General features: G+C 71.8%; 16 protein-coding genes. 5 read left to right on the forward strand and 11 right to left on the reverse strand.

Translation table 11 applies throughout. The features are described from left to right. Window positions 1–48: 48 nt before the first annotated feature. The 3 genes from Vau01_RS51285 to Vau01_RS51295 are packed head-to-tail and all read right to left on the reverse strand — an operon-like array spanning window position 49 to window position 3,573. On the reverse strand, window positions 49–813 hold the full coding sequence (locus Vau01_RS51285; protein WP_204008631.1) for an enoyl-CoA hydratase-related protein: 765 nt from the start codon (window positions 811–813) through the stop codon (window positions 49–51). A 10-nt stretch (window positions 814–823) separates the two neighbouring features. Continuing rightward, on the reverse strand, window positions 824–2,074 hold the full coding sequence (locus Vau01_RS51290) for an FNR domain-containing protein (protein ID WP_204008633.1): 1,251 nt from the start codon (window positions 2,072–2,074) through the stop codon (window positions 824–826). Continuing rightward, window positions 2,071–3,573 carry an amino acid adenylation domain-containing protein gene (locus tag Vau01_RS51295; protein ID WP_239152633.1) on the reverse strand — a complete coding sequence of 501 codons (1,503 nt, stop codon included), beginning with the start codon at window positions 3,571–3,573 and terminating at the stop codon, window positions 2,071–2,073. Before Vau01_RS51295 ends, Vau01_RS51290 begins: the two co-directional genes overlap by 4 nt. A 229-nt stretch (window positions 3,574–3,802) precedes the next feature. Here Vau01_RS51295 and Vau01_RS51300 point away from each other — a divergent pair, with 229 nt between their 5' ends. The 3 genes from Vau01_RS51300 (at window position 3,803) to Vau01_RS51310 (ending at window position 15,382) form a co-directional block, all read left to right on the forward strand. Next, on the forward strand, window positions 3,803–5,260 hold the full coding sequence (locus tag Vau01_RS51300) for a PQQ-dependent sugar dehydrogenase (RefSeq protein ID WP_204008636.1): 1,458 nt from the start codon (window positions 3,803–3,805) through the stop codon (window positions 5,258–5,260). Window positions 5,261–5,550: 290 nt separating this feature from the next. After that, window positions 5,551–14,811, forward strand: a complete 9,261-nt coding sequence (locus Vau01_RS51305; protein ID WP_204008638.1) for a LamG-like jellyroll fold domain-containing protein — start codon at window positions 5,551–5,553, stop codon at window positions 14,809–14,811. Window positions 14,812–14,890: 79 nt separating this feature from the next. Continuing rightward, window positions 14,891–15,382, forward strand: a complete 492-nt coding sequence (locus Vau01_RS51310) for a nuclear transport factor 2 family protein (protein WP_204008640.1) — start codon at window positions 14,891–14,893, stop codon at window positions 15,380–15,382. Between the two features lie 4 nt (window positions 15,383–15,386). On the opposite strand, the gene Vau01_RS64870 is transcribed toward Vau01_RS51310, so the two are convergent. Further along, window positions 15,387–18,254, reverse strand: a complete 2,868-nt coding sequence (locus tag Vau01_RS64870) for a helix-turn-helix transcriptional regulator (RefSeq protein ID WP_204008642.1) — start codon at window positions 18,252–18,254, stop codon at window positions 15,387–15,389. Between the two features lie 112 nt (window positions 18,255–18,366). On the opposite strand from Vau01_RS64870, the gene Vau01_RS51320 reads away from it, so the two are divergent. Both Vau01_RS51320 and Vau01_RS51325 read left to right on the forward strand, forming a co-directional pair. After that, window positions 18,367–18,960: a dihydrofolate reductase family protein gene (locus tag Vau01_RS51320; protein WP_204008644.1), complete on the forward strand. Its 594-nt coding sequence runs from the start codon at window positions 18,367–18,369 to the stop codon at window positions 18,958–18,960. Window positions 18,961–19,018: 58 nt separating this feature from the next. Next, complete coding sequence (locus Vau01_RS51325) at window positions 19,019–19,573, forward strand: hypothetical protein (protein WP_204008645.1); 555 nt, start codon at window positions 19,019–19,021, stop codon at window positions 19,571–19,573. A gap of 1 nt (window position 19,574) precedes the next feature. On the opposite strand, the gene Vau01_RS51330 is transcribed toward Vau01_RS51325, so the two are convergent. From Vau01_RS51330 to Vau01_RS51355, 7 genes are read right to left on the reverse strand one after another with little or no spacing between them, the layout of a single operon-like run. Beyond that, window positions 19,575–20,363 (reverse strand): GNAT family N-acetyltransferase, encoded by a 789-nt coding sequence (locus Vau01_RS51330; protein ID WP_239152636.1) that lies wholly within the window; start codon window positions 20,361–20,363, stop codon window positions 19,575–19,577. Between the two features lie 44 nt (window positions 20,364–20,407). Next, window positions 20,408–21,346 (reverse strand): MBL fold metallo-hydrolase, encoded by a 939-nt coding sequence (locus tag Vau01_RS51335; protein ID WP_204008647.1) that lies wholly within the window; start codon window positions 21,344–21,346, stop codon window positions 20,408–20,410. Then, the gene (locus Vau01_RS51340; protein ID WP_204008649.1) at window positions 21,343–21,807 is read right to left on the reverse strand and encodes a nucleoside 2-deoxyribosyltransferase domain-containing protein; all 465 of its coding nucleotides are present in this window, start codon (window positions 21,805–21,807) and stop codon (window positions 21,343–21,345) included. The genes Vau01_RS51335 and Vau01_RS51340 overlap by 4 nt, the downstream gene beginning before the upstream one ends. 7 nt (window positions 21,808–21,814) lie before the next feature. Further along, on the reverse strand, window positions 21,815–22,273 hold the full coding sequence (locus tag Vau01_RS51345; RefSeq protein ID WP_204008651.1) for a hypothetical protein: 459 nt from the start codon (window positions 22,271–22,273) through the stop codon (window positions 21,815–21,817). Between the two features lie 40 nt (window positions 22,274–22,313). Continuing rightward, window positions 22,314–23,549: a cytochrome P450 gene (locus Vau01_RS51350; RefSeq protein ID WP_204008660.1), complete on the reverse strand. Its 1,236-nt coding sequence runs from the start codon at window positions 23,547–23,549 to the stop codon at window positions 22,314–22,316. 53 nt (window positions 23,550–23,602) lie between these two features. Continuing rightward, a complete protein-coding gene (locus Vau01_RS65800) occupies window positions 23,603–23,692 on the reverse strand; it encodes a hyalucidin A family RiPP precursor (RefSeq protein ID WP_506020351.1) in 90 nt (29 codons plus the stop codon). Window positions 23,693–23,711: 19 nt separating this feature from the next. Beyond that, window positions 23,712–24,830: a cytochrome P450 gene (locus Vau01_RS51355; protein ID WP_204008662.1), complete on the reverse strand. Its 1,119-nt coding sequence runs from the start codon at window positions 24,828–24,830 to the stop codon at window positions 23,712–23,714. Window positions 24,831–24,858: the final 28 nt, after the last annotated feature.

The raw sequence follows: 24,858 nt of genomic DNA on the forward strand, positions 1-24,858 counted from the left end.
GGCGGGCGGAACGCCCGGCACAACCGGGTGTCCCGCCCGCCATCGGTGCTACTCGCCGGTGAACCGCGGCGGGCGTTTGTCGAGGAAGGCGTGCATTCCCTCGGTCTGGTCGTGGGTGGCGAAGAGGGCGTGGAAGGTGCGGCGTTCGAACAGGACGCCCTCGCGCAGGCCTACCTCCTGGGCGCGGTCGACCGCCTCGCGGGCGGCCATCGTCGCCAGTTTTCCGTAGGACGCGATCGTGCGGGCCGCCGCCAGGGCCTCGTCCATCAGGCGTTCCGCCGGCACGACCCTGGACACCAGGCCGCAGCGCTCGGCCTCCGCCGCCGCCATCGGCCGGCCGGTGAGGATCAGGTCCATCGCCTTGGCCTTGCCGACCGCGCGGGTGAGCCGCTGGGTGCCGCCGATGCCCGGGATCACCCCGAGCTTGATCTCCGGCTGCCCGAACCGGGCGTCCTCGGCGGCGATCACGACGTCGCACATCATGACCAGTTCGCAGCCGCCGCCGAGGGCGTACCCGGCCACGGCGGCGAGCTTCGGGGTGCGGAGCGCGGCGAAGGCGTCCCATCCGGCGAAGAAGTCGTCGCGGTACATGTCCGCGAACGACCGGGGCGCCATCTCGCCGATGTCGGCGCCGGCCGCGAAGTAGCGGTCGGTGCCGGTGATGACGAAGCAGCCGACGTCCGGGTCGCGGTCGAGCGGCTGGAGCGCGGCGAGGAGGTCGTCGAGCAGGTCGGTGCTCAGGGCGTTGCGTACGGCGGGCCGGTGGAGGTGGGCGGTGACCACACCGCCGTCCCGATCGATTTTGACGTTCATTGTTCTCTCCTCACGAGTCCCAGATCGCGCCGTAGGCCGGGATGCCGCGTTCCTCGACGCCGCGCACCACCTGCCAGGTGAGCTTTCTGTTGGAGATGCAGATGACGGCCTCGGCGTCGAACTCCCGGCACGCGTCGAGCGCCATCCGCACCATGTCGGGCTTGCCGCGGTCGCCGGTGTCCCAGATCCACGCGTCGGGTTGCACGGCGAGGATGTCGTCGACCAGCCGGTCGCCGTAGGTCTTCCGGGGATCGCGCGTCGCCCACACCAAGAGCGCGGGCACCTTCTGCGCGAGCAGGTGCGGCAGGCACGGGCCGATGCCGCTGCCGGTCGCCACGTAGACCACGCGCGTGAACAGCGTCTCGATGTTGGCGACCCCGGCGGTCGGGATTCCCTTGACCCACACCGTTTCCGGGGCGTCGTCGATGAACCGGCCGGTCCAGTCGCCGGCCCGGGAGATGGTCAGCCGGAACCCGCTGCGACCCGGCTCCGGGATGTTCGCGAACGAGTGCCACTCCAGCAGCGGCCGCCGGCTGACCGCCGTGGACGAGCCGGCGAACGGCGTGACCCCGTGGTCGAACCGCACCAGCGCCACGTGCGACGACGGGCGGTCGATGTGGACGGACACCCGGCGCAGCCGCAACCACGGCGACGCGATGCTCGCGGTGAGCACCGACAGGACGACCATCGCCGGACGGTCACCGGCGAGGAGCGTCTGTGTCCACAGTAGACACAGCGCGGCCCAGCCGCCGAACCGGTGGGTCTTCTCGAACGCGTCGTGGAACCGGCCGCGGAACCACGGCAGCGCGGTCGCCACGACGCCGACCAGGAGGACGAGAAGCGTGTAGCAGACCGCCAATTGCGCCACCGGCAACGGGTCCAGCGTCGCCGCGACGACGAATCCCAGGAACCACGCCGTCGCCGCCGTCGCGCCGCCGACGTGCAGGCCGCCGAAGTGGTACACCTTCGCCAGCGTCCACCGCACCCGCAGGGGCCAGGTCGTGGGTGCGCTGGTCGCGAGCCGGAACAACAGGTTGATGACGTACTGCTGGCGGATCAGCACCGCCAGCGCCACGTTGCCGAGGGCGAGGTACGACAGCGTGCCCGGATTCAACGGCACGGTCGCGAGCAGGACCAGGTTCACCGCCCAGACGCCCGCGGCGAGCCGGTTGTGGTGCATCAGGGCGGGGTGCTTGAGGATCCGTCGCACCCCGGTGGACGGCGGGTGATCGACGGCGGACCGCGTGAGCATGTCGGTCATGACGCCACCAACGCGAGCAGGCGGGTCTTGTCGACCTTGCCGCGGGCGGTCGTCGGTAGGTCCGGTAACGCGTGCACCTCCGACGGCACGCAATAGTAGGGCAGGGCGTCCGCCACCGCGCGTCGGGCGACCTCCGCATCGACCGACGCCGGGCTGACGAACGCGACCAGGGTCCGGTCGTCGACTTTCAGGGTGACCGCCCGCGTGCAGCCGGGCACGGATTCCAGCACGGACGACACGGAGTCGAGTTCGACCCGGAAGCCGCGCACCTTCACCTGGTCGTCGGTGCGGCCCCAGTGTTCGAGGTCGCCGTCGGCCGTCCAGCGCCCGAGGTCGCGGGTGCGGAACATCCGGCGGTCGCCGCCGAGGAACGGGTCGGGCACGTACCGCTCCGCGGTCAGGTCCGGGTTGTCGAGATAGCCGGCGCTGACGCAGTCGCCGCCGGCCCACATCTCGCCGACGACGCCGATCGGGCACGGGCGGCCGTGCCCGTCGAGCACGTACACGGTGTTGTTCGGCGTCGGCCGCCCGATCGTGAGCCGCCCGCTCGCCGGGTCGTACCGGTGCATCGTGTTGACGATCGTGGTCTCGGTGGGGCCGCAGCAGTTCCAGAACGCGCACCGCGTCGCCCACCGGTCGGCCAGGGAGCGCGGGCAGGGCTCGCCGGCGACTGCCACCACCTTGATCCGGCGGCACCGGGCCGGGTCGATCGTGCCCAGCACCGACGGCGTCGCGATGACGACGTCGGCGCGCTCCGCCGCGTCCGCGATGCTTTGACCGCGGATCACGAGCGTGCCGCCGTTCGCCAGGCACCCGAGGATCTCCCAGGCGGCCATGTCGAACGCGATGTTCAACAGGTGCGCGACCCGCCAGCCCGGCCGGATGCCGAGGTTTCCCGGCGCGGTGAGCAGAATGTTGGTGACGTTGCGGTGGGTGACCAGGATGCCGTTGGGCGTGCCCGTGGTGCCCGACGTGAACAGCACGTAGCACCCGTCGTCGGGTTTCGCCGCGCGGTCCGGAACGAAAGACGCCGCCGTCCCGGGGACGGCGGCGTCGGTGTCGATGGCGAGGACGGTGCGTCCTTCCATGGCGGGAACGCGGTCTGCCAGCCCGCGCAGGGTGAGGATGACCCGGATGCCGGCGGCCCGGGCCACCTGGCGCAGTTGCCTGGGTGGCGCGGTGCGTACGTCCTGCGGCACGTACGCGGCGCCCGCCTTCAGCACGGCGAGGATGCCCACGAGCATCGGCAGCGACCGGCGCAGGAACAGGCCCACGGTGTCGCCGGGTCGTACGCCGTGCGCGGTGAGCAGGTGCGCCAGGGCGTCGGCGCGGCGGTCGAGCTCGCCGTAGGTGATCGCGCGGCCGTCGTGCTCGGCGGCGATCGCGTCGGGCGTCCGGTCGGCCCAGCCGGCGATCGCGTGATGGATCGCGTCGTGCGGAACCGGCTCGACCGGTCCGCGCCCGAACTGTTCGAGCCGGGGTGGTTCCGTGCGGTTCATTGACATAGAGGTCGATCCCCTCGTCGGAGGTGCGCGCGTGCGGTAGCACGGCGGGCCGCTCCGCGGCCACCTGCGAGAACGAAGATCGTCGATGTTCGGTTCAATGCGCACGCAACTAGTTACCCTTCCGTTACTTGCGAAAGGTTTCCGAAAGTTATTGATCGACGTCGATGTTGCTGGGACGCTGGTCGGTGAGTCGGATCCGCCCTCCGACCTACCGGGAGTCCTCATGTTCCTCGTCCGTCGCCCGTCCTGGGCCACCCTGGCCGCGCTCACCGGTGCCGCGCTCGTCGGTGCGCTGGTGCTGCGTCCCGCCCTGCCCTCCGCCGCGCAGGCCGCGGGCGGCTACGACTTCACCCGGCCGAACACCGTGGCCACCGGACTGGCCGTGCCGTGGGGGATGGCGTTCCTGCCCGACGGCAGCGCGCTGGTGGTGGAGCGGGACAGCGCGCGGTTGCTCCAGGTGCGCACCGGTGCGGCGCCGACCGTGCTGGGCACCGTGCCCGGCGTCGTGCCCGGCGGGGAGGGCGGACTGCTCGGCCTGGCGGTGTCGCCGACGTTCAGCCAGGACAACCTCGTGTACGCCTACTTCACGGCGGCCAACGACAACCGCATCGTCCGGTTCCCGCTGACCGCGATCCAGAACCAGACCGTCGTCGTCAGCGGGTTGGCGAAGGCGACGATCCACAACGGCGGGCGGATCGCGTTCGGTCCCGACGGCATGCTGTACGCCGGCGTCGGCGACGCCGGCCAGACCGCCAACGCCCAGAACCAGCAGAGCCGCAACGGAAAGATCCTGCGGATGCGGCCCGACGGCACCGTGCCGCCCGGCAACCCGTTCACCAACTCGCTCGTGTACAGCCTCGGCCACCGCAACGTGCAAGGGTTGGCGTGGGACACCCAGGGCCGGTTGTACGCCACGGAGTTCGGCCAGAACACGTGGGACGAGGTGAACCAGATCGTGGCCGGCGGGAACTACGGCTGGCCGACCGTTGAGGGCATCGGCAACAACCCGAGCTTCCGCAACCCGATCGTCCAGTGGACCACCGCCGAGGCGTCGCCCAGCGGCGCGGCGATCGCGAACGGCACGCTGTTCGCGGCCGCGCTGCGCGGCACCCGGCTGTGGGCCGTGCCGCTGACCGCCGCCGGCGGCGCCGGCACGCCCGTGGCCGAATTGCAGGGCCAGTTCGGACGGCTGCGCACGGTGGTGGTCGGCCCCGACGGATGGCTGTGGGTCACCACCAGCAACCGCGACGGCCGGGGCAGCCCGGCCCAGTCGGACGACCGCGTCCTGCGCTTCCCGCCGGTCGGCACGCAACCGTCCGCCTCCTCGTCGGCGCCGTCATCGTCGGCATCGGTCTCCCAGGCGCCCGGCGGCTGCGCCGTTCGCTGGGAGGTCAACGACTGGGGCACCGGCTTCGTCGTGAACGTGACCGTGACCAACCGCGGACCCGCCCTGAACGGGTGGGCGCTGTCCTGGACGTTCGGGGGCAACCAGCGCGTCACCGGCGCCTGGCAGACCAGAATCACCCAGACCGGCACCGCCGTGACCGCCGCCAACGAGACCTACAACGCGACCCTCGCGACGAACGGCACCGTGGCGTTCGGCTTCCAGGGCACGTACACCGGTGGCAATGCCCGGCCCACCGACATCCGGCTTGGTTCCACCCCCTGCACCGTCACCTAGGCGCTCACATTCGCGGATCTTGGACTCCTTGCGGTGCCATAGGCCCGTGGGGAGTCCAAGATTGCGAACGGTGGCCGGGTGGCGTGGATTCTCCGTGGTCGACGATGTTGACGGAAAGTATTTGTTGCCTGCGCAGCGATGAGGCGTCACTATATCGACACATCTACATACACCGCTGAAGGGCGGCCGAAGTGCGACTACGGGGATCGCGTCGGCGTGGACTTCGCTGGACCAAGCGTCTGGCGGCTGCGGCCGTGGTAGTTCTGGCGTCATCAATCATCATCAATCCGGTGGAAGAGGTGTCGGGTTTCCCGGTACCGGACATTTTGGCGTGGCTGCCGGCCCGGCCCGGCCACGCGGCACCACCGGAACCCGGCCCACCGGCGGTCAGCCGAGCCGCGGGCGTTCCGACGCACCTCCCGGCCGAGGCAACCACGGCGGACGGCGGCGCCGGGCGTGCGCCGGGACGGGGCGTCGACGCCCTGGACCCGTACGTCGCGCCGCCGCGCGTCGCGCGTCCGGCCACGACGACCGAACCGTTGCGGGACAAGGCATCCACGCTCCTCGCCGGGGTGGCGCCACAGGTCGACGACCAGTACCCGCCGTCCGGGTACTCGCCGCCGACGCTGACCCCGGAACTGCTCGTCGCCGCGCACGACCCGGACGCCTCGGCCGGCGCGATGGCCTACGACTTCCTCGTGTACGACGCGGCGGGCACGAAGATCGCCGACTCCGGCTGGATCACGTCGCGGGCGTGGACGGTGCCGTCCGGCAAGCTGCAGTGGGGCAAGCGCTACTCGTGGACCGTCGGCGCGATGGACGGCACCGGCGCGGTGAGCACCTCGCAGACCCTCAACGCCCTGTCGACGCAGGTTCCGCAGCCGCCGATCACCTCGGAGCTGTCGCAGAACGACGGCAGGGGATTCGACCCGCAGGTCGGCAACTACACGACGTCGGCCACCGACGCCGGTGTGGCCACCGTCGGTCCGGCGCTGGCGATCGAGCGGTCGTACAACAGCCGGGACCCGCGACTCGACGGCGCCTTCGGCGCCGGCTGGGCGACGATCATCGACTCCCGGGCGACGGAACAGCGGGACGCCGCGGGGGCGGTCCGCACGGTCGTCGTCACGTACCCCGGCGGGCAGGACGTGGCGTTCGGCCGCAACGCCGACGGGACGTTCGCGCCGCCGCTGGGCCGGTTCGCGTCGTTCGCGGCGGTGACCGGCGGCTACCGGCTCGTCGACAAGGACGGCACCACCTACCTGTTCACCACCGCCACCGGTGCCACCGGCCGGACCGGGCTGACGTCCGTCGCCGACGCGCAGGGCCGGGCCACGACGCTCACGTACGCGTCGGGCCGGGCGACCAGACTGACGTCGGCGTCGGGGCGGTCGCTGAGTCTCACGTGGACGATGCCGACCGGCGCGACCGGGCAGCACGTGGCGACGGTCGTCACCGACCCGGTGACCGCGGGCGACGCGTCGAGCGCGCTGACGTGGTCCTACACCTACACCGGGGACCTGCTGACGAAGGTGTGCGCGCCGACGTCGTCGACCGAGTGCACGACGTACTCCTACGGCAACGGCACGCGGTACCCCGGCACGGTCGACAACACCGGTCCGCGCTCGTACTGGCGGCTCGGTGACGCCGCGGGCAGCACGGTGGCGACGAGTTCGGTGCTCGACAACAGCGGCACCGACAACGGCCAGTACGCCAACGTGACGCTGGGCCAGCCCGGCGCGCTGGCGGGCTCGACGGCCACGGCGGCCGGGTTCAACGGGACGTCGTCGCGCGTGCAACTGCCGTCGAAGCTGGTCGCCGAGGGCAGCTACCAGGCCGTCTCGATGTGGTTCAAGACCACCATGCCGGGCGGCGTGCTGTTCAGCTACCAGGCCAGCCCGGTCACCAACGCGACGACCACGAGCAACTACACGCCCTCGCTGTACGTGGGCGCGAGCGGCAAGCTGTACGGGCAGTTCTGGACCGGCGGCGTCGGCCCGATCGTCACGACCGGTGCGGTGACCGACGGGAACTGGCATCACGTGGTGCTGTCGGCGGCGGGGAACACGCAGTCGCTGTACGTCGACGGGAGCCTCGTCGGTTCGAAGAGCGGCCTGGTGCAGATGTACAACGCGGCCAGCGCCGCCAACAGCTACCTCGGCGCCGGGTTCCTCGGCGGCGCCTGGCCCGACAACGGAAAGAACGGCACCGGGAACACCGGCTACGCCACGTTCTTCACCGGCACGATCGGCGAGGTCGGCTACTTCGACAAGCCGCTGACCGCCGACGAGGTCGCCGCGCTCAACAGCACCGCGCGGGCGACCGCGCGCCCGCTGACGTCGGTGGTGCGCCCGTCGGGGAACGCGTCGGCGACGGTCTCCTACGACCCGAAGACGGGTGCGTTGACCCAGGCGACCGACGTCAACGGCGGTGTCTGGAAGGTCGGCGCACCAACGGTTTCCGGCTCCGGACAGGTGTACTCGGGCGCGGTGCTCGGTGCCGGTCCGGTGGACTACTGGCGGTTCGCGGAGAACGGCACCGTCGACGCCGTCAACCAGGTCAACGGCAACGTCGCCTCCTACAACGCGGTGACGCTCGGGGTGACCGGCGGCCCGTTGGGCGACTCGACGGTGGCGGGGTTCAACGGCACGTCGTCGTACGTGCGGCTGCCCGCGGCGTCGAACCCGGTGACGGGGCCGGCGTCGGTGAGCATGTGGTTCAGGATGCCGGCCAACAGCACCGCCGGCGGCGTGCTGTTCGGGTACCAGAACGGCGCGGTGACCGATACCGCCGGCACCACCGCGCAGGTCCCCGCGTTGTACGTGGGCATCGACGGCAAGCTCCGCGGTGGCTACTGGACCGGTGACCCGACGCGGGTCCTCGCCTCGGCCGGCAAGGTGAACGACGGCAACTGGCACCACGTCGCGCTGGCCGCGTCCACGAACTCCCAGACGCTCTACCTCGACGGCGTCGCGGTGGGCGCGGCGCTGTCGGCGGCGCTCGTCGCCGGTGGCGGCGACCACGTGTCGGTCGGCGCGGGCAAGTGGAACGCGACGACGCCGAGCAGGTCGGCGGCGGCCGTCGGCTACTTCCCGGGCAGCATCGGTGAGGTGGCCGTCTACCGTGGACAGTTGTCGACGGCCCAGGTGCAGGGCCAGTTCGCCGCGCGGGCCGCGTCGACGGGTGTGCCGGTGAAGACGGTCGTGGTCACCGACCCGGGCAACAGGTCCATCACCAACGTCTACGACATCGGCACGGGCCGGCAGATCTCGACGACCGACGCGCTGGGCAACAAGACCCAGTACGGCTACGACGTCGGCGGTTTCCTCCGCACGGTGACCGACCCCAACGGCAACGTCACCACGAACGAGCACGACGTGCGCGGCAACACCGTGTCGCAGACGACGTGCCAGGACCAGTCGGCGAACCGGTGCTCGACGGTCTACTACACGTACTACCCGGACTCGACGACGACGGTACTGAATCCGGATCCGCGCAACGACGTCCTGCTGACGACCCGCGACGGCCGCTCGTCGTCGGCGACCGACGCCACGTACCTCACCACGTACGCCTACGACGCGGCCGGGAACCGGGTCTCCGCAACGGATCCGTTGGGGCGCACCACGGTCACCACGTTCACCGACGGCACCACGGTGGCCGCCGCCGACGGCGGTTTCGCGCCGGCGGGCCTGCCGACGACGGTGACGACACCGGGCGGGGTCCGCCAGCGCGTGGTGTACTTCCGCAGCGGCGAGGTCGCCACGGTGACCGATCCGGCCGGCAAGGTCACCCGGTTCACCTACGACGGCCTCGGCCGCCTGCTCACCGAGACCGAGGTGACGAGCACGTTCCCGGCGGGCCTGACGACCGGCTACACGTACGACAAGCTCGGGCGGGTGGTGAAGCAGTCGGAGCCGCCGACGACGAACCGGGTCACCGGTGCGGTGCACACGGCGGTGACGACGACGGTCTACAACGCCGACGGTCAGGTCGTCTCGGAGACCGTGGCCGACCCGACCGGCGGCGACGCGTCGCGCACCGAGTCGGCCACCTACAACGCGCGCGGCCAGCAGGACACGGTGACCGACAGCGCCGGGAAGACGACGCGGTACGGCTACGACGCCTACGGGAACATCGTCCTGGAGACCGAACCCGACGGCGGACAGACCGCGTCGACGTACGACGCCGAGGGGAACCTGCTCACCTCGACGCTCGTCGCCTACACGGGTGACCCGAACGCGCCGGGTTCGCCGGTGAACTTCGTGCTCACCTCGAAGGCGTACGACCCGTCGGGCCGGCTCGGCTCGGTGACCGACGCGATGGGCTGGGTGACCGCGTACACGTACACCGACAACGGGCTCACGGCCACGATCACCCGGCGTGATCCGGCGTCGGGGGCGACGTTCGTCACGGAGCGGAACTCCTACGACGCGGCCGGGAACCTGCTGTCGCAGGTCACCAACAACGGGGTGACGACCGTGTCGTTCGCGGTCGACGCGGCCAACCGCACCACGACGTCCACTGTGGACCCGGCCGGCCTGCGCCGCACGACCACCCACGAGTACAACCGCGACGACGACGTGGTCGCGCAGACCGTCTCCGACCCGTCGGGCCTGGTGTCACGGTCGGAGACCCTGCACGACCAGTTGGGCCGGCCGCTCGCCCACACCGTCCACAATGGAGCGCTCGCGCCGATGGCCCGGTGGCGGCTGGCCGAGACGGCCGGCGCGACCACGGCCCGCGACACCGGTGGCAACAGCACCGGCGCCGCGACCGGCGTCACCTGGACCACCGACCGGGGCGGCGCGGCGACGTTCAACGGCACCAGTTCCGCGATCGCCACCACCGGCCCGGTGCTCGACACCGCGCGCAGCTTCACGGTGGCGGCGTGGGTGAACCCGACCAGCGCCACGGGTGCCCGGAACCTTCTTGCCCAGGACGGGAAGTCGGCGAGTGGGCTCACCCTCGGCGTCGACGCAAGCGTCTGGTCGCTGTCGATGGCCGACCGCGACGACGCGGCGGCGTCGGCGGTGACCGTGCGCTCGCCGCAGGCCGCTCCGCTCAACACGTGGAGCCACGTGACGGGCGTGTTCGACGCCGCCGCGCGACAGCTGCGGCTGTACGTGAACGGCACACTCGTCGCGACCCAGGCGCTGCCGGCGGCGTTCGTCCCGTGGACCGCGACCGGGCCGATGACGCTCGGGCAGGGGCGGGGCGGGTTCTTCGCCGGTGCGCTCAGCGACGTCCAGGCGTACTCCCGGGCGCTGACACCGTCGGAGGTGGGCGGCGTCTTCGGCGGCACGGTTCCGGCGGCGGGCGCGGCCATGGTGCGCGAGAGCTGGGCGCGCGACGAGGCCGGTCTGGTCACGGTCTCGGTCGACCCGCTCGGCCGGGCCACCAACCACGAACTCGACGCCGACGGCGAAGCCGTCGCGACGATCTCGCCGGCGGTGTCGACGGAAGCCAACGGCGGCGCCGCGCTGCAGGCGCGACCGGTCTCCTACGCCGGATACAACACGTTCGGCCAGCGGACCGAGGTGAAGGACCCGCTCGGCAACGTGTCGACCACGCGGTACGACGCCGCCGGCCGGCCGGTGTCGATGCGGTTGCCGAGCTACACGCCGCCGGGTTCGACGACGGCGATCGTGCCGGAGTCGACCGCGACGTACGACGTCAACGGCCAGCTGGTGTCCCGGACCGACGCGCCGGGCAACGTCACCACCTACACCTACGACCAGTTCGGGCGGCTCGCGAAGGTCACCGCGCCCAACAACGGCACGACGACCTACACCTACGACGCCGTCGGCAACCTGCTGTCGGAGACCGATCCGACCGGCGCCCGGTCGGAGAGCACGTACGACTTCCTCGGCCGCCGGATCACCGACACCGACATCGTGCGGCAGTCGGGGCAGCGGTACACGACCACCAACGTGTACGGGACGGGCGGCTGGCCGTCGCGGCAGGTGTGGCCGAACGGCACCGCCTCCGAGGCGACCTACAACGCCGTGGGCGAGGTCGTCACCGGCAAGGACCCGGCCGGCGCCGTGACCACGTACGCCTACGACGGGGAGGGCCGCACGGTCCGCGAGACGGCGGCGGACGGCACGTTCCGGACCGTCACCTACGACATGGCCGGACGGGACGTGGCCACCCGCCGGTACGACGCGGCCGGCGTGCAGCTGACCGCGGAGTCGAGCGAGTACGACGCGGCCGGCAACCTCCTCGCCGCGGTCGACGCGCGCGGCACGCGGACGACGTTCGCCTACGACGGCACGGGCATGGTGGTGTCGGAGACGCAGCCGGTCAGCGCGACCGACTCGATCACCACCACGTTCGGGTACGACGCGGCCGGCAACCGCACGCGGTTCACCGACGGCCGGGGCAACCCGTTCGTCTTCACCTACAACAGTCTCGGCCTGCCGGAGTCGCAGATCGAGCCGGCGACGACGGCGTACCCGAACGCCGCCGACCGCACGTTCACGCTGGTGTACGACGCGAACGGCGACCCGGTGTCGCAACGGTTGCCGGGTGGGGTGTCGGTCACCAACACCTTCGACGTCATGGGCAACATGACGAAACAGGCCGGCGCCGGCGCGGAGGCCGTGACCGCCGACCGCACGTTCGGGTACGACCTGGGCGGCCGGCTCACGTCGGCGTCGGCACCGGGCGGAACCAACACGTTCACCTACGACGACCGCGGCCTGGTGCTGACGACGACGGGCCCGTCGGGCGCGGCGACGTTCAGCTACAACAGCATGTCGTCGATGACGTCCCGGGTCGACGCGGCCGGCACGACGAGCTACACCTACGACTCCGCGAACCGGTTGGCGACGGTGGCGAACCCGACCACCGGCGTGCAGCTGCGACTCGGCTACACGCCGCTGTCGCAGCCGTCGACGATCACCTACGGGAACAACGGGAACCTCCGGTCGCTTGGCTACGACAGCCTGCACCGGCTCACCAGCGACGAGCTGAAGACGTCGGCCGGCGCGTCGATCGCGCGGATCACGTACGGATACGACGCGAACGACAACGTGACGTCGAAGACGACGACCGGTTTCGTGGGGCAGAGCAGCAACACCTACGCCTACGACCGGGCCGACCGGCTGGTGCTGTGGAACAGCGGGTCCGCGGTCACGAACTACTCCTACGACAAGTCCGGCAACCGCACCTCGGCCGGCGCGAAGACCTTCACCTACGACCAGCGCAACCAACTGGTCACCGGTGACAACACCACGTTCAAGTACACCGCGCGCGGCACGCTGCAGTCGGCGTCGAACCTGACCGGCACGTATTCCACGCGCACCGACGCGTTCGGTCAGGTGGCCAGCCAGGACGCGGCGGGCGGAACGCAGACCTACGCGTACGACGCGCTCGGTCGGGTGGTGCGGGACGGGTTCGCCTACAGCGGCCTGGACAACACCCTCGCGGCCGACGGCACCGCCCGGTACACCCGCGACGATGACGACGACCTGGTCGGTGTCGCGTCGGGGACGACCCAGACGTACGCGTGGGTCGACCTGCACACCGACGTGGTGGGTCAGTTCACCGCCACCGGCACCACGCTGCCCGGGTCGACGACGTACGACCCGCTGGGCCAGGTGCTCGGCAGCGCGGGCATGCTCGGCAACCTCGGCTTCCAGTCGGGCTGGACCGACTTCGCCACGGGTCGCGTGAACATGTGGAACCGGTGGTACAACACGCTCTCCGGCCAGTTCGACACGCGCGACGCCGTCGACGTCGACCCGGTGCCGGACTCGGTGAACGCGAACCGGTTCGCGTACGCCGAGGACAACCCGATGACGATGACCGACCCGATCGGCCACTGGCCGAGCTGCGGCTGGTGCAGCAAGGGTTTGAGCAAGCTGAAGTCGGGCTACCACGCCGTCACCTCGACCGTCTCGCGCGGGGTCAGCAAGCTCAAGAGCGGGCTGAAGGCCGTCGGCAAGAAGCTGAAGAGCGTCGGCAGCAAGATCAAGAAGACGCTCAAGGGGCTGGCCAACAAGGGCAAGCGGCTCCTGAAACACCTGTACAACAAGGGGAAGAAGCTCCTGAAAAAGGGCTACAACATCGTCAAACGCAAGGTGAAGGGCTTCATCGGCGGTGCGAAGAAGTGGATCGCCGACAAGGGCAGCTGGGCCAAGAGAAAGCTGAAGCAGGGTCTCAACAAGCTCCAGCAGGGCGGCAAGTGGGTCGTGGCGAAGACGAGCCGGGGCCTCAAGGTGGCGGGCAACAAGCTTCAGGACGGCTGGCACGCCTCCGAGAAGTGGGTGAAGGACAACAAGAACGCCATCATCGAGGGGGTCGCGATCGGCCTCGGGGTCGTCGCCGGGATCGCCTGCACCGCGGCCTCCGGCGGCACCCTGGTCGTCGCCTGCATGATCGGCACCGCGGCCATCATCAACCTCGGCAAGGACGCCGCCCAGGGCAAGATCCACAATGCTGGTGACGCCTTCGGCTCGCTCGGGATGGGTGCCCTGCAGGGTGCGGCGGGTCTGTTCGGCGGAGCCCTCGGCGGCAAGCTCGTCGGCGCGGGCCTCAGCCGGTTCGGTTCCGGGATGTCCTCGCTCGGCGGCCGCATGTTCGCCGGCGCGGCCGACGGTGCCGCCGGCGACGCGATCACCCAGTTCATGTTGACCGGCAAGGTCGACCTGCGCGGGGTCGCCGAGAGCGCCGCCCTCGGCGGGCTCACCGGTGGCCGGTCCCGCAAGCGCCCCACGAAGTGCGAGACGCACAGCTTCGCCCGGGACACCAAGGTCCTCATGGCCGACGGGAGCACCAAGGCCATCAAGGACGTCCGCGTCGGCGACCGGGTGGTGGCGACCGATCCCGCGACCGGCCGCACCGAGGCCCGCACGGTCACGAAGCAGCACATCAACCGCGACCGCGACCTGACCGACCTTGCCGTCCGCACCCCGGACGGCAGCACGCGCACGGTCGAGACGACGCAGCAGCACCCGTTCTGGAACGACACGGCCAGGAAGTTCGTCGCGGCCGGCACGCTCGTCGGCGCCGTCCTCTTCGGCGGGCAGGCGGCGACGGCCGGGACGGCACAGGCCGCACCGGTCGTCGAGTCGGTGACCAACTACACCGGCGACCGGGTCATGTACGACCTCACCGTCGACGAGATCCACACCTACTACGTGCTCGCCGGCGGGACGCCGCTGCTCGTGCACAACTGCGGCACCGGCGGCCCGACCGACCGCACACCCTACGACGAGAACGGCTGCCAGTGCGGCGATCGGGCCGAGTACCGGTTCAAGGTCAACGACAAGCACAAGTGGGAATCGACCGTCCCCGAGGACCAGGACCCCAACGGTCCCGTCAAGAAGCGTCGCGACGGGGTCAAGGACGCGCTGGACCGGGCCGAGAAGGCCGGGCAGTACATGGAGCAGGGCGACGAGGTCCTCGAACACGTCGGAGTGGGTGAGGACATGTCCGTCGACGTCGACATGACCGGTTTCCAGCAGGGGGTGCGCGTGGTCACCATGGGCATCCTGGCCTGGAAGAAGTGGCGGGAGACCAGGAAACAGAAGCGGTCGGGGGGCTGACGCCGGGGGAGCGTGCGGGGAGCGTCCGGGGAGCGGGCCGCGCGAGGGTGGGCGTATCAACGACCCATCCGGAGGAACCATGCGAAAGACATTCCTGCTCGCGCTCGCCGGTCTCGCCGCCAGTGCCGTCGCCGGCGCGGGAGTCGCCGTGCCGACCGCGGCCTCGGCGGACTCCGAGGAACAGCGGAACCGCCGCTGCGCGCGGGAGTTCCACGCCGCCGTCGTCGAGGACAACGAGGCGTACAACTTCCGCGACGCCGCGCGGTACGAACGGATCCTCAACCCCCGCATGATCTTCTGGGCCGACGGCGTCGCGACCTACGGCCGGGACACCATCATGGCCAACGCCGAGGCGGCCTTCGCCGTCCCCGGCTGGGTCTGGCGCTACGACATCAAGAGCGAGACCGTGTACGGCTGCGACTCCGGCATCGCGGTGCTCGAGGCGCACGTCAACTACCCGGAGACCGGGAAGGACATCCACTACGAGGTGACCATGGGCCTGGTCAAGGAGCACGGTCGGTGGTCGGTGGCCATCGACAACGTGCACCGCGTGAGCCCGCCCCCGGCCTGACCGGTCAGTGCAGCAGGTCCGCTTCGCGGGCTCGGGCGGCTGCCTCGGTGCGGGTCGTGACGCCGAGCTTGGTGAGGATGCGGGCCACGTGGGTCGCCACGGTGTTGCCGCTGATGAAGAGCTCGGCGGCGATCTGCGCGTTGGAGCGGCCGCGGGCCAGCACCCGCAGCACGTCGAGTTCGCGGCGGGTCAGGCCGAAGTCGTTGGTGGCGAGAGCGGTGACGTCGTCCGCCAACCGGCCCCGGCGTCTGAGGTCGTCGATGTGGGCCAGCAGTGGCTTGGCGCGCAGGTCGGCGGCGATCGCGTGGGCTTCGCGCAGTCGGGACGCGGCGCCGGGGCGGTTGTTCGACGCGAGTGCGGTGGTGGCGGCGTCGGTCAGCGCGAGTGCCAACTGGTACCGGTTGCGCAGGCCGCGCCAGGCGTCGGCGGCCCGGTCCCAGGCGGGCAGCGCGTCCGGCGTGGCGATGGCGTCGAAGGTGTGCCGGTGTGCGGCCAGTTCGGTCGTCGTGGTGTGCACGGCGTCGACGAGGTCGGTCAGTTCCGCGAATCTGGCGCTGACCGCGTCGGCGACCCGCCGGTTGCGTGGCGCGGCGGCGCGCCACGCCCGCAGGGCCCGCGCTCCGACCAGGACCAGCCGCATCGCCTCCGGCGGGAACCAGGCGGTGCGCGCCGGCCCGAGGTGCTCGCCGAGGATCCGGTCGGCCAGCTCGTGGTCGCCCTGGTCGGCGGCCCAGGCGATCCGCTGGACGGCGATCTCGGCCAGCACCTCGTCGGCGGCGTGTGCGTGCCGTCCGAACTCGACCAGCTGGCGCAGCAGCAGTTCGAACCGGTCGGCCTCGCCGCGACAGCGGGCGATGTCGGTGACGACCAGCCGCAGCGAGGCGGCGTACAGCGGCGGCGGTCCGTCGGCGAGGGCGTTGTCGACCACCTCCGCGGCCTCGTCCCACCGGCCCAGGTGACGCAGGTGCATCGCGCGCGTCATGGCGAGCATGCTGCCGCGCGAGCGGGCGTGGCCGAGGCGGTCGGCGGCCCGCTGTCCGGTGAGCGCGAGCTCGGCCGCCGCCTCGTACCGGCCGTTGGCGCCGAGCATCAACGCCTCCCACTGGAACGACGTCAGGAACGTGTGCTCGTCCCCGACCGCGTCGGCGAAGCGGCGCGCGTCGGCGAACCGCCGGCTCGCCAGCTCCGTGTCGCCCGCCGTGCCGTGGAACACGTCGTGCAGGACGAGCACGGCGAGCACGAGCACGGCCGGTGCCCGCAGGCCGTCGTCGTCGAGCCGGTCGGCGAGGCTCAGGGCCTCGGTGGCGTACCGGCGGCTGTCGTCGTGCCGGTGTGCCCCGATGCCGATGACCGCGAGCGCGGAGAGCAGGCGACTGCGGACGTCGGCCGCCGAGTCCGGTGGCAGCAACGTGATCGCGCGCTGGAGGTCCTGCATGCCGGTGCCGTCGATGCGCTGCCGCAACCGGCCGTGCAGGCCGAGCAGCGTCGCCGCTCGCACCGGATCGGTCGCGGGGTCGACCTGGTCCAGCGCCGCCGTGCTCAGCTCGAGACCGCGGCCCGAGCGGCCGGTCGCGAAGGCGGCCGCGGCGGCGCGTTCCAGCACGTCGACGTGGTCGGCGCCGACCAGCCCGCCCGGGTCTGCGGCCCGGCCCCAGTGCGCGAGGACCAGTTCGAGCATGTGCAGTTCCTCGTCGTGCGCGTGCAGCCGGGCGGCGTGTCCGGCGGCCCGCCACGCGACCGGCAGGGCCGAGTCGACCTCTCCGGCGGCGATCCAGTGCTCGGCAAGGGCGAGGTGGTCGGGCTCCCGGTCGGCGAGGGCGGCGGCACAGCGGGCGTGCAGGAGGCGGCGCTCGCCCGGCACGAGCGAGGCGTACACGGCCTCGCGGATCAGGTCGTGCCGGATCGCGTACCGGTCGTCGTGGACCACGACCAGTCGCCGTTCGACAAGGTCGCGCAGGGCGTCGTGCAGGTGCCGCGACGGCAGGGCGCAGACCTCGCCGAACACGTCGTCGGGCAGGCCCGCCCCGGCGACCGCCATGGCCGCCAGCAGATCGCGGTCGGGACCGGGCAGGCCGCTGATGCGGGCCAGGAGCAGGCTGCGCAGGTCCTCCGCCGCCGTGTCGTCGGCGTCGCCGAGCGCCTCGACGAACAGCGGGTTGCCGCCGCTGCGCCGGTGGATGAGCCGGCTGCGGGCGGGATCCGCGGGCTGCCCGTCGGCGGTGGCGAGCAGCTCGGCCACGTGCCGGTGATCCAGCGGTTCGAGCGCGATCCGCGTCACCTCGCCCCGGCGACCGAGCTCCGCGAGGAGTTGGCGGTTGGGATGACCAGCGGCGAGCTCGCCGGTGCGCAGGGTGCCGACGAGCAGGACCGGGGCGTCGGCCAGGTTGCGGACCAGGTAGGCGAACAGCTCGCGGGTGGACTCGTCGGCCCAGTGCAGGTCCTCCACGACCACGACGACCGGCCGCGTTTGCGCGACCCGCCCGATCAGCGAGAGGACCTCTTCGAGCAGGCGGGTACGCCCGTACCGGGCCGGTGCCGGGCCCAGGTCGGGCAACCAGTCGCCGAGCGCCGAACCACCCGCGGGAAGCAGGCGCGTCACCTCGCCCCGGCCGAGTCGCCGCACGAGGTCGCGCACCACGGCGATGAACGGCACGAACGGGGAGCCCTGCGCACCGAACTCCAGGCACCCACCGACCAGCACCAGCGGCTCGCCGGGAAGGTCGTGCACCGCGGACGTGACGAGCCGGGACTTGCCCATCCCCGCCTCACCGGAGACCAGCACGGCCGCCGGACCTCCCGACCGGGCCCGCTCGTACGCCGATCGCAGGGCCGCGAGTTCGGACGCCCGGCCCACCAGGCGCGGACCCACCATCCCCCGACACACCCCCAATCCCGGACCCGATGTCACCAGGTCTGACGACGACACGCACCGGCCCGGCAGGAGAACCTTATCCGGCAAGCAGAAACCGGCTTAAGGAGTTCAAATGAGCACGAACCGCACAGTCGTCGCGAACATCTCGCTCTCCCTCGACGGCCGCGTCACCGGCCCCGGCGGCGAGTACGACATGGGCTGGATCGTCCCGCACGCGATCGCGCCCGGCTCCCGCTCGCACATGGTGCGGGTCACCGGTACCGCCACCACCGCGCTGCTGGGTCGCAAGAACTACCAGGGCTTCGCCGGCTTCTGGCCGGCCGTCGCCGGCGACGGGAACGCGGACCCGAACGACCGCACCTTCTCCCGGTGGCTCAACGCGGTGGAGAAGGTGGTCTTCTCCACCACCCTGACGGAGGTGGAGTGGGACAACGCCCGCCTCGCCGACGGCGACCCGGCCACCACCGTCAAGCAGCTGCGCCAGCAGGACGGCGGCGACATCATCGTCCTGGCCAGCAGCAGCGTCATCCGGCAGCTGCTCGACGCCGACGAGGTCGACCGGCTCAGCATCACGCTCTGCCCCGAGCTGGTCGGCGGCGGTGCCCGCCTGTTCGACGACGGCCAGCCCGGCAGCGGATGGACGCTGGTCGACACGACCGCCGTCGAGAGCGGGGCGATCTGCCTGCTCTACGACCGGGTCCGCTGACCGTCCCACGCGAAAACCGGCGGGTCGGGACGCGGCCCGCCGGTTGTAGGGTGAGGCGATGTTGTACGTCTTCGGGTTCGACCGCGTCGCCGTGGTCGTCGGTGATCTGTACTTCGTCGACCCGGAGCCGCACCCCGGGCAGGAGGGCGCCGAGCACGGCGTCCGGTTGGAACTGCGGGTGATCGAGCGGGGCGAGCCACGGGGGACGATCTACGCGGCGACGCCCATCGGCGTCGACCGGCCGGTGTGGCGCGCCGATCTCCTCGAGGCCGTGGGCGGCAAGCCGTTCGACCGCACCCACCACCACCCGGTGTTCACCGACTGGAATCCCGGCCACCGGGTCTTCCTCCGCGAACTGTCGGCCGATCCGTTGGGCTGGGTCGCGGCCCGGCTCGCCGACCTGCCCGCCCTGCTCGCCGAGGCGAAGTTCCCGGCCGGGACGGCGGGCCCCGACGACGCGGCCGAACTGCGCCGGGCCGCACCCGAGATCGTCGACGCGACGCGCCGGCTGCTCGACCGGGTGCGCGCCGGCGAACTGGGCAACCCGCCGCACCCCGACGCACCCGTCACCGTCGACGGGCGGCAGGTGCTGGTCCGCTCCGGTTGGCTCTGACCTACCGCTGCCAGGTGTACGGCGCGATCGTCGAGACCGTGAGCAGGCCGGACCGCTCGAGGATCGGGCGGGAGTCCTCGGTCGAGTCGCTGTTGATGAGCGTCTTGCCCAGCGCCAGCGCCGACCGGGCCCGCGCCGCGGTCAACGCCCGGTAGATCCCACGGCCGCGCCAGTCCGCGCGGATCGCGCCGCCCCAGATGCCGGCGAAGGCGGTTCCGGGCACCGGTTCCAGCCGGCCGGCGCCGACGAACCGGCCGTCGGCCTCGGCGGCCCACAACTCCATCCCGTCGGCGCGGGCGAGGCGACGCAGCAGGGCGTTCGCCATGCCGTCGCTCACCGGGTCGCCGAAGGCCTCGTCGACCATCGCGCTCATCGCGCGGACGTCGGCCTCCCCGGTGACCCGACGCAGCGTGACGCCCGCGGGCAGCGCGACGTCGACGGCGAGCAGCCGCGCCTCGCCGACCATGATCGACTCAGGCTCGCCCGCGACGAACCCGTTGGCGAGCAACGCCTCGTGCAGGCCCGGCGCATGGTCGTGCCCGCGGGCCTTCCACTTGACGCGCTCGATCCCGGGGTCGGCCCGGTAGTGCGCGAGCGCCTCGGGGACCAGCCGCCGGATCGCGTCGGCGTCGGCCCCGCCGAGATCGCGATAGGTGACGAAGCCGCTGCCACCCGCGAAGGTGACGAGACGCAGCGGCCCGAGCCGGGTGGCCGAGACCGCGCTCGGTGTCTCGGCATCGGTGCGAAGTTGCTCGTCATAGGCCGCAAGAAGGTGAGCCGCGTCGATCACGGCCCCACAGTTCTCCGGACCGGCCGACGAGGCAACCGATTTGATCAGGCCCAGGGGTCTTCCCGTTGCCAGACGGTGGGCATCCGCAGCGCCACGCCCTGCGCTTCCGCGAGACGTCCGAGGACGTCGATGGTGACGTCGAGGTTGTCGCCCAGGTAGGGCAGTGCCCGCAGCGGCCGGTCCAGCGGGCGGAAGAAGTCGTCCCAGTGGACGAGGACCACGCGACGGGCACCGACCGCTTCGACGGTGTGCCGCCAGTAGGCCGTGATGTAGTCGCGGTCCAGCACCCCCAACTGGCCGACGCCGAGGTACACGACGTCGGCGCGTCGGCCGTCCAACGAGCCGGGGACGAACCCGGCGCTGCCCTGGACGAGGGCCGTCCGTCCGCCGGCGTGCTCGACCAGGACCGACCACGCCTCGCCGCACTTGTAGGCGGCTGCCTTCACGGGCGGGACGACGGGCGCGGCGATGGTTCCGGGGAACCGGTCGGGTGGGCAGTGCGCCGACGCGACGAACGTTAGGGTGAAGTCGCCGTAGGTGACGGGCCGGGACGGGTCCACGATATTGATCTTGTCGGTGGGCAGGCCCGCGCCGCGTCCGATGTTGGCCGCCGATTCGCTGCCGACGAGCACCGCCCCGGTGCGCCGCGCGACGACCGCGGAGTCCATGGCGTGATCGAAGTGGGTGTGCACCGGGATCACGGCGGCGAGCCCGCCCGCGGCCGGCCGCGGGTACAGCCGCAACCGCGTCAGCGCCGCGTCGATCCGGCTGTCGTCCGGGGCGATCCGGCCGAGGCCGACCCTGAGCAGCGAGGGCCGGGTGAAGAAGCCGTCGGTCATGATGGCCGTCCGGCCGTCGTCCACCAGCAGCGTCGAGACTCCCAGGAACGTCACGCCGACGTCGTGCGCGGCGGCCGGCCGGACGTCGAACCGCCCGGTGTGCGCGGCGATGTCCGGGCGGCCGAGGCGCCTGCGTCTGCTCACGTGCCGGAACGGGCGAGGAGCGTGCGGACGTCCGCGCACACCGCGCCGAGATTGTCGCGCACCACCACCTCGGGCCGGACGTGGCCGAGCTGGAGCACGACGTCGACGCGGCGGGCGTACCCGGGGTCGCAGCCCACCGCGATCGGCTTGCCGGCGGTGGCGTGCGCGCCCAGTTCGTAGAGCACGATCGGCTGTACGACCGGGCCGCTGTCGGGGAACCAGAAGAGGACGACGTCGGCGCGGCGGAGGTGCTCGAACTCCCACGCGATCTGCGCGGGGGCCGCGCCCGGGTCGTGAATCGGGAAGTCCGCCATGCGCGGGTTCAGGATCGCGATCGGCAGGGAGTCGAGCTCGCGCCGCGCCTCGGCCTGCCAGTCGGGGCAGCCGGTGATCCCGCCGGCGAGGAAGACGGCCGGGTCGGCCCCGTCGTACCGGGTCTGTGCCTCGCAGTAGATCGCCATGCCGTCATCATTCCGGAGGGGAATGGCGGGCGAGTTCGCGGATGCCGCGCAGGGCGAACAGCAGCGGCACGATCCCGATCACGCCGAAGGAGATGTCGATGAGGCGCCAGCCCCACGGGATCCCGCGCACGGTCCCCGCGATCAACGCGAGCGGCACCACGGCGGCGCAGGAGATCATGCCCCAGTGCACGACCCACACGTTGCGCACCGGGTCGCGGATCGGGCCCCAGAACGCGACGGCGATCACCAGGTGGGCGAAGGCGAGCCAGTCCGTTCCGTAGGCCATGAACGGGTAGTCGAGGTTGGTCTGCGCGACGCCTTCGGCGACCCGGTCGAACCAGTACCCGTCCAGCGTGCGGGCCAGCAGCCGGGTCTCGGCCTCGAGCGGAAACGCGGTGACGCCGCTGACGACGAGCCCCGCCACGAACAGCGCGAGCCAGAGCCGGACGCGGGTCAGGGTGGACATGGCTGAACACTAAAGGGCCGGTGTGGAGAAAGAGTGCAGGTTACGGGGCGACGGCGTGGGAGCGCCGCGTCACCCGTCCGGTGAAGTCCATCGGCAGCGCCACCGAGCCGACGGCCACCCGTAGCGCCGACGGGTCGGCGGCCTCGACCCGGAACTCCGTGCAGAACAGGCGGCACAGCAGCACCAGTTGAATGGTGCCCAGCCCGGCACCGATGCACGCCGTCGGTGCCCAGCCGAACGGCACATAGTGCTGGGCGCCGGTGAGGCCGTTCGGGGCGTCGGGCAGCCACCGGTCCGGGTCGAACGTCTCCGGGTCGCGCCAGTGCCGCTCGTCGTGGTGCACCATCGCGGGGCTCACCACGTACTGCTGCCCGACGTCGAGGTCGTGGCCGGCGATCCGCAGCGGACAGCGGGCGCTGCGCGTCATCATCGTCGGCGAACTCCACATGCGCAGCACCTCCTTGACGAAGCGGTGCGCCAGCGGTGCGCAGCGGGTGCCCGTCCGGTACAGCTCGTCGGGGGTGATCGCGGCGAATTCGGCGGCGAGCCGGTCGGCCCAGTCGGGGCGGGTCACCAGCGCGTACATGACGTTGGCCGCCGCGGCGCCGGGCGGCCCGGCGATCGCGGTGAGCACCGCGGCGATCGAGTGCACGGCCCGGTCCATGCCGAGGTCGGCGAGCAGGTCGGTGGCGATCGCGTCGGTGAGGTCCAGCCGTCGGGGTGCCTTGGCCCGGCGCCGCAGTTCACGGCGGATCACCAGGCCGGCCTGGACGCCGATCGAGACCAGCCGGGGTGACAGCCACATCGGGAGGTCGCGCTTCGGCGGGCGCATGAGCCGGTCCAATTTTGTGAGCGCGTCCCGGGTGATCTTTATTTGATCGGACGCCCGCAGCCCGCCGATCACCAGCGGAACCAACGACCGGAAGCTCACCTCGTGGGCCAACCACGGCAGGTCGAGCCGCTCGTCGAGCCGCTCGCGCAGGACGGCCGTCATCCGCTCGTCGAGCGCGGCCAGTTCGGCCGGGGCGGCGAGCCGGCGCAGCTGGGCCAGGAAGGTCGCCCGCACCTGCTTCCACGAGACCGCCGGGCTCGGCCGGCGGCGCAGCACGTCGACGAAGCGGTCGGGCATGGTGAGGTCGGCGAAGTTGTCGGCGTTGGCCCGCACCGCGGTGTCGGCGTCGAACACCATCAGCTGGTGGTCGTTCTGCCAGAACACCCCGCCGGACTCGGCGCTCGGCCCGCGCAGGTGCCGGAGCAGATCAGGGTCCGCAGTCATCGATCCTCCATGACGCGCCGGGGAGCGGGGCGTGCCCGCTCCCCGCCGACCGCCTAGATGTTGTGGTACAGGTACCAGATGTAGTGCCTGTCACTGCCGTAGATGTTCATCGCCCGCTTGGCGGCACGGAACAGCTTCGCCATGGGTCTCACCTCCTCTCGGTCAACCGGTTCTCGCGGTTCTCGCCAGCCGCAGGGTGAAGCGCGGCGGCGCGAGTGCGGCGGCCACGTGTGGCCGCGGATCGGTGACGGTGACGTCGAGCCGGTATCGGTCGCCGACGATTCCGACCAGCGACTCGACGATCCGCAGCGACGCGGCCGCGCCGGTGCACGCGTGCGGCCCCCAGCCGAACGGGATGAACGCGTCGGTGCCGGTGCCGGTGGCCCACCGCTCGGGGCGGTACTCGTCCGGCGCGCTCCAGTGGTCGGGGTCGCGGTGGACGAGGTATCCGCAGACGCGCACGTCGTCGTCCGGCGTCACGGCGACCCCGCCGAGTTCGCCGGCATGCGCCGGACGCCGGGCGAACAACCACGCGACCGGCCACAGCCGCAGTGCCTCGCGGACCACCCGGGCCGGCTCGTCGAAGCCGTGCGTCGCCGCGAGGAACATCGCCCAGCCGAAGAGGAACCCGACCGAGCCGACCATCGCGAACAGGCCGGAGAGGTACACCTCGGCGAGGTCGCGGTTCGGTGTGGTCGGGGGAGCGTGGTGGGCCAGCACGTCGAAGAGATCCTCGCTTGCCCCGGTTTCCCGGCGGGCGGCCAGCTCCGTGGCCAGGACCCGCATCACGCGGGCGCGGAACCGGGCGCGGGCCAGCATCGAGTACCGGTCGCGGGCGCCGGCCAGCACCGCCCGCTCCACGACCTCGCGGACGGTGTCGAGCAGCAGCGGCGACGGATCCGCGCCGACCAGCACGCGGCGGGTGTAGTCGAAGAGCAGACGGTTGCCCGCGTCCGGCCAGATGCTCGTGGGGACGAGGTGGCGGTCCACCAGTTCCGGCAACGTCCCGGCCGACGCCCGGTGGTGCCGGTGCAGCAGCTGCCGGACGGCCCGGCCGACCTCGATCTGCGCGGAGCGCGGCCCGAACGTTCCGCCGCGGATCCGGAAGAAGTCCGAGTGCTCGCGGAACCGGCCGCCGGCGTTGCCGAGCACCGCCCGGGCGATCGCCGGGTCGGCGACGTACAGCTGACCGGATCGGCCCGGGAAGACCCCGCCGTGCCGGCCCCGCAGCTCCGCAAGTCTGGCCAGGTAGTCCGGCCCGGCAAGCCGCCGTGAGATCATCGGCACCGCCTTCCGGTGAGTGGCCTAC

The sequence above is a fragment of the Virgisporangium aurantiacum genome, assembly GCF_016863635.1.
In the GTDB taxonomy this organism is placed as follows: Bacteria; Actinomycetota; Actinomycetes; order Mycobacteriales; family Micromonosporaceae; genus Virgisporangium; species Virgisporangium aurantiacum.

Excerpts from the sequence above, each read along its gene's own strand:
- Vau01_RS51285 (WP_204008631.1), bottom strand. The coding sequence starts at position 813 with ATGAACGTCAAAATCGATCGGGACGGCGGTGTGGTCACCGCCCACCTC.
- Vau01_RS51290 (WP_204008633.1), bottom strand. The coding sequence starts at position 2,074 with ATGACCGACATGCTCACGCGGTCCGCCGTCGATCACCCGCCGTCCACC.
- Vau01_RS51295 (WP_239152633.1), bottom strand. The coding sequence starts at position 3,573 with ATGAACCGCACGGAACCACCCCGGCTCGAACAGTTCGGGCGCGGACCG.
- Vau01_RS51300 (WP_204008636.1), top strand. The coding sequence starts at position 3,803 with ATGTTCCTCGTCCGTCGCCCGTCCTGGGCCACCCTGGCCGCGCTCACC.
- Vau01_RS51310 (WP_204008640.1), top strand. The coding sequence starts at position 14,891 with ATGCGAAAGACATTCCTGCTCGCGCTCGCCGGTCTCGCCGCCAGTGCC.
- Vau01_RS64870 (WP_204008642.1), bottom strand. The coding sequence starts at position 18,254 with ATGGTGGGTCCGCGCCTGGTGGGCCGGGCGTCCGAACTCGCGGCCCTG.
- Vau01_RS51320 (WP_204008644.1), top strand. The coding sequence starts at position 18,367 with ATGAGCACGAACCGCACAGTCGTCGCGAACATCTCGCTCTCCCTCGAC.
- Vau01_RS51325 (WP_204008645.1), top strand. The coding sequence starts at position 19,019 with ATGTTGTACGTCTTCGGGTTCGACCGCGTCGCCGTGGTCGTCGGTGAT.
- Vau01_RS51340 (WP_204008649.1), bottom strand. The coding sequence starts at position 21,807 with ATGGCGATCTACTGCGAGGCACAGACCCGGTACGACGGGGCCGACCCG.
- Vau01_RS51345 (WP_204008651.1), bottom strand. The coding sequence starts at position 22,273 with ATGTCCACCCTGACCCGCGTCCGGCTCTGGCTCGCGCTGTTCGTGGCG.
- Vau01_RS51350 (WP_204008660.1), bottom strand. The coding sequence starts at position 23,549 with ATGACTGCGGACCCTGATCTGCTCCGGCACCTGCGCGGGCCGAGCGCC.
- Vau01_RS65800 (WP_506020351.1), bottom strand. The coding sequence starts at position 23,692 with ATGGCGAAGCTGTTCCGTGCCGCCAAGCGGGCGATGAACATCTACGGC.
- Vau01_RS51355 (WP_204008662.1), bottom strand. The coding sequence starts at position 24,830 with ATGATCTCACGGCGGCTTGCCGGGCCGGACTACCTGGCCAGACTTGCG.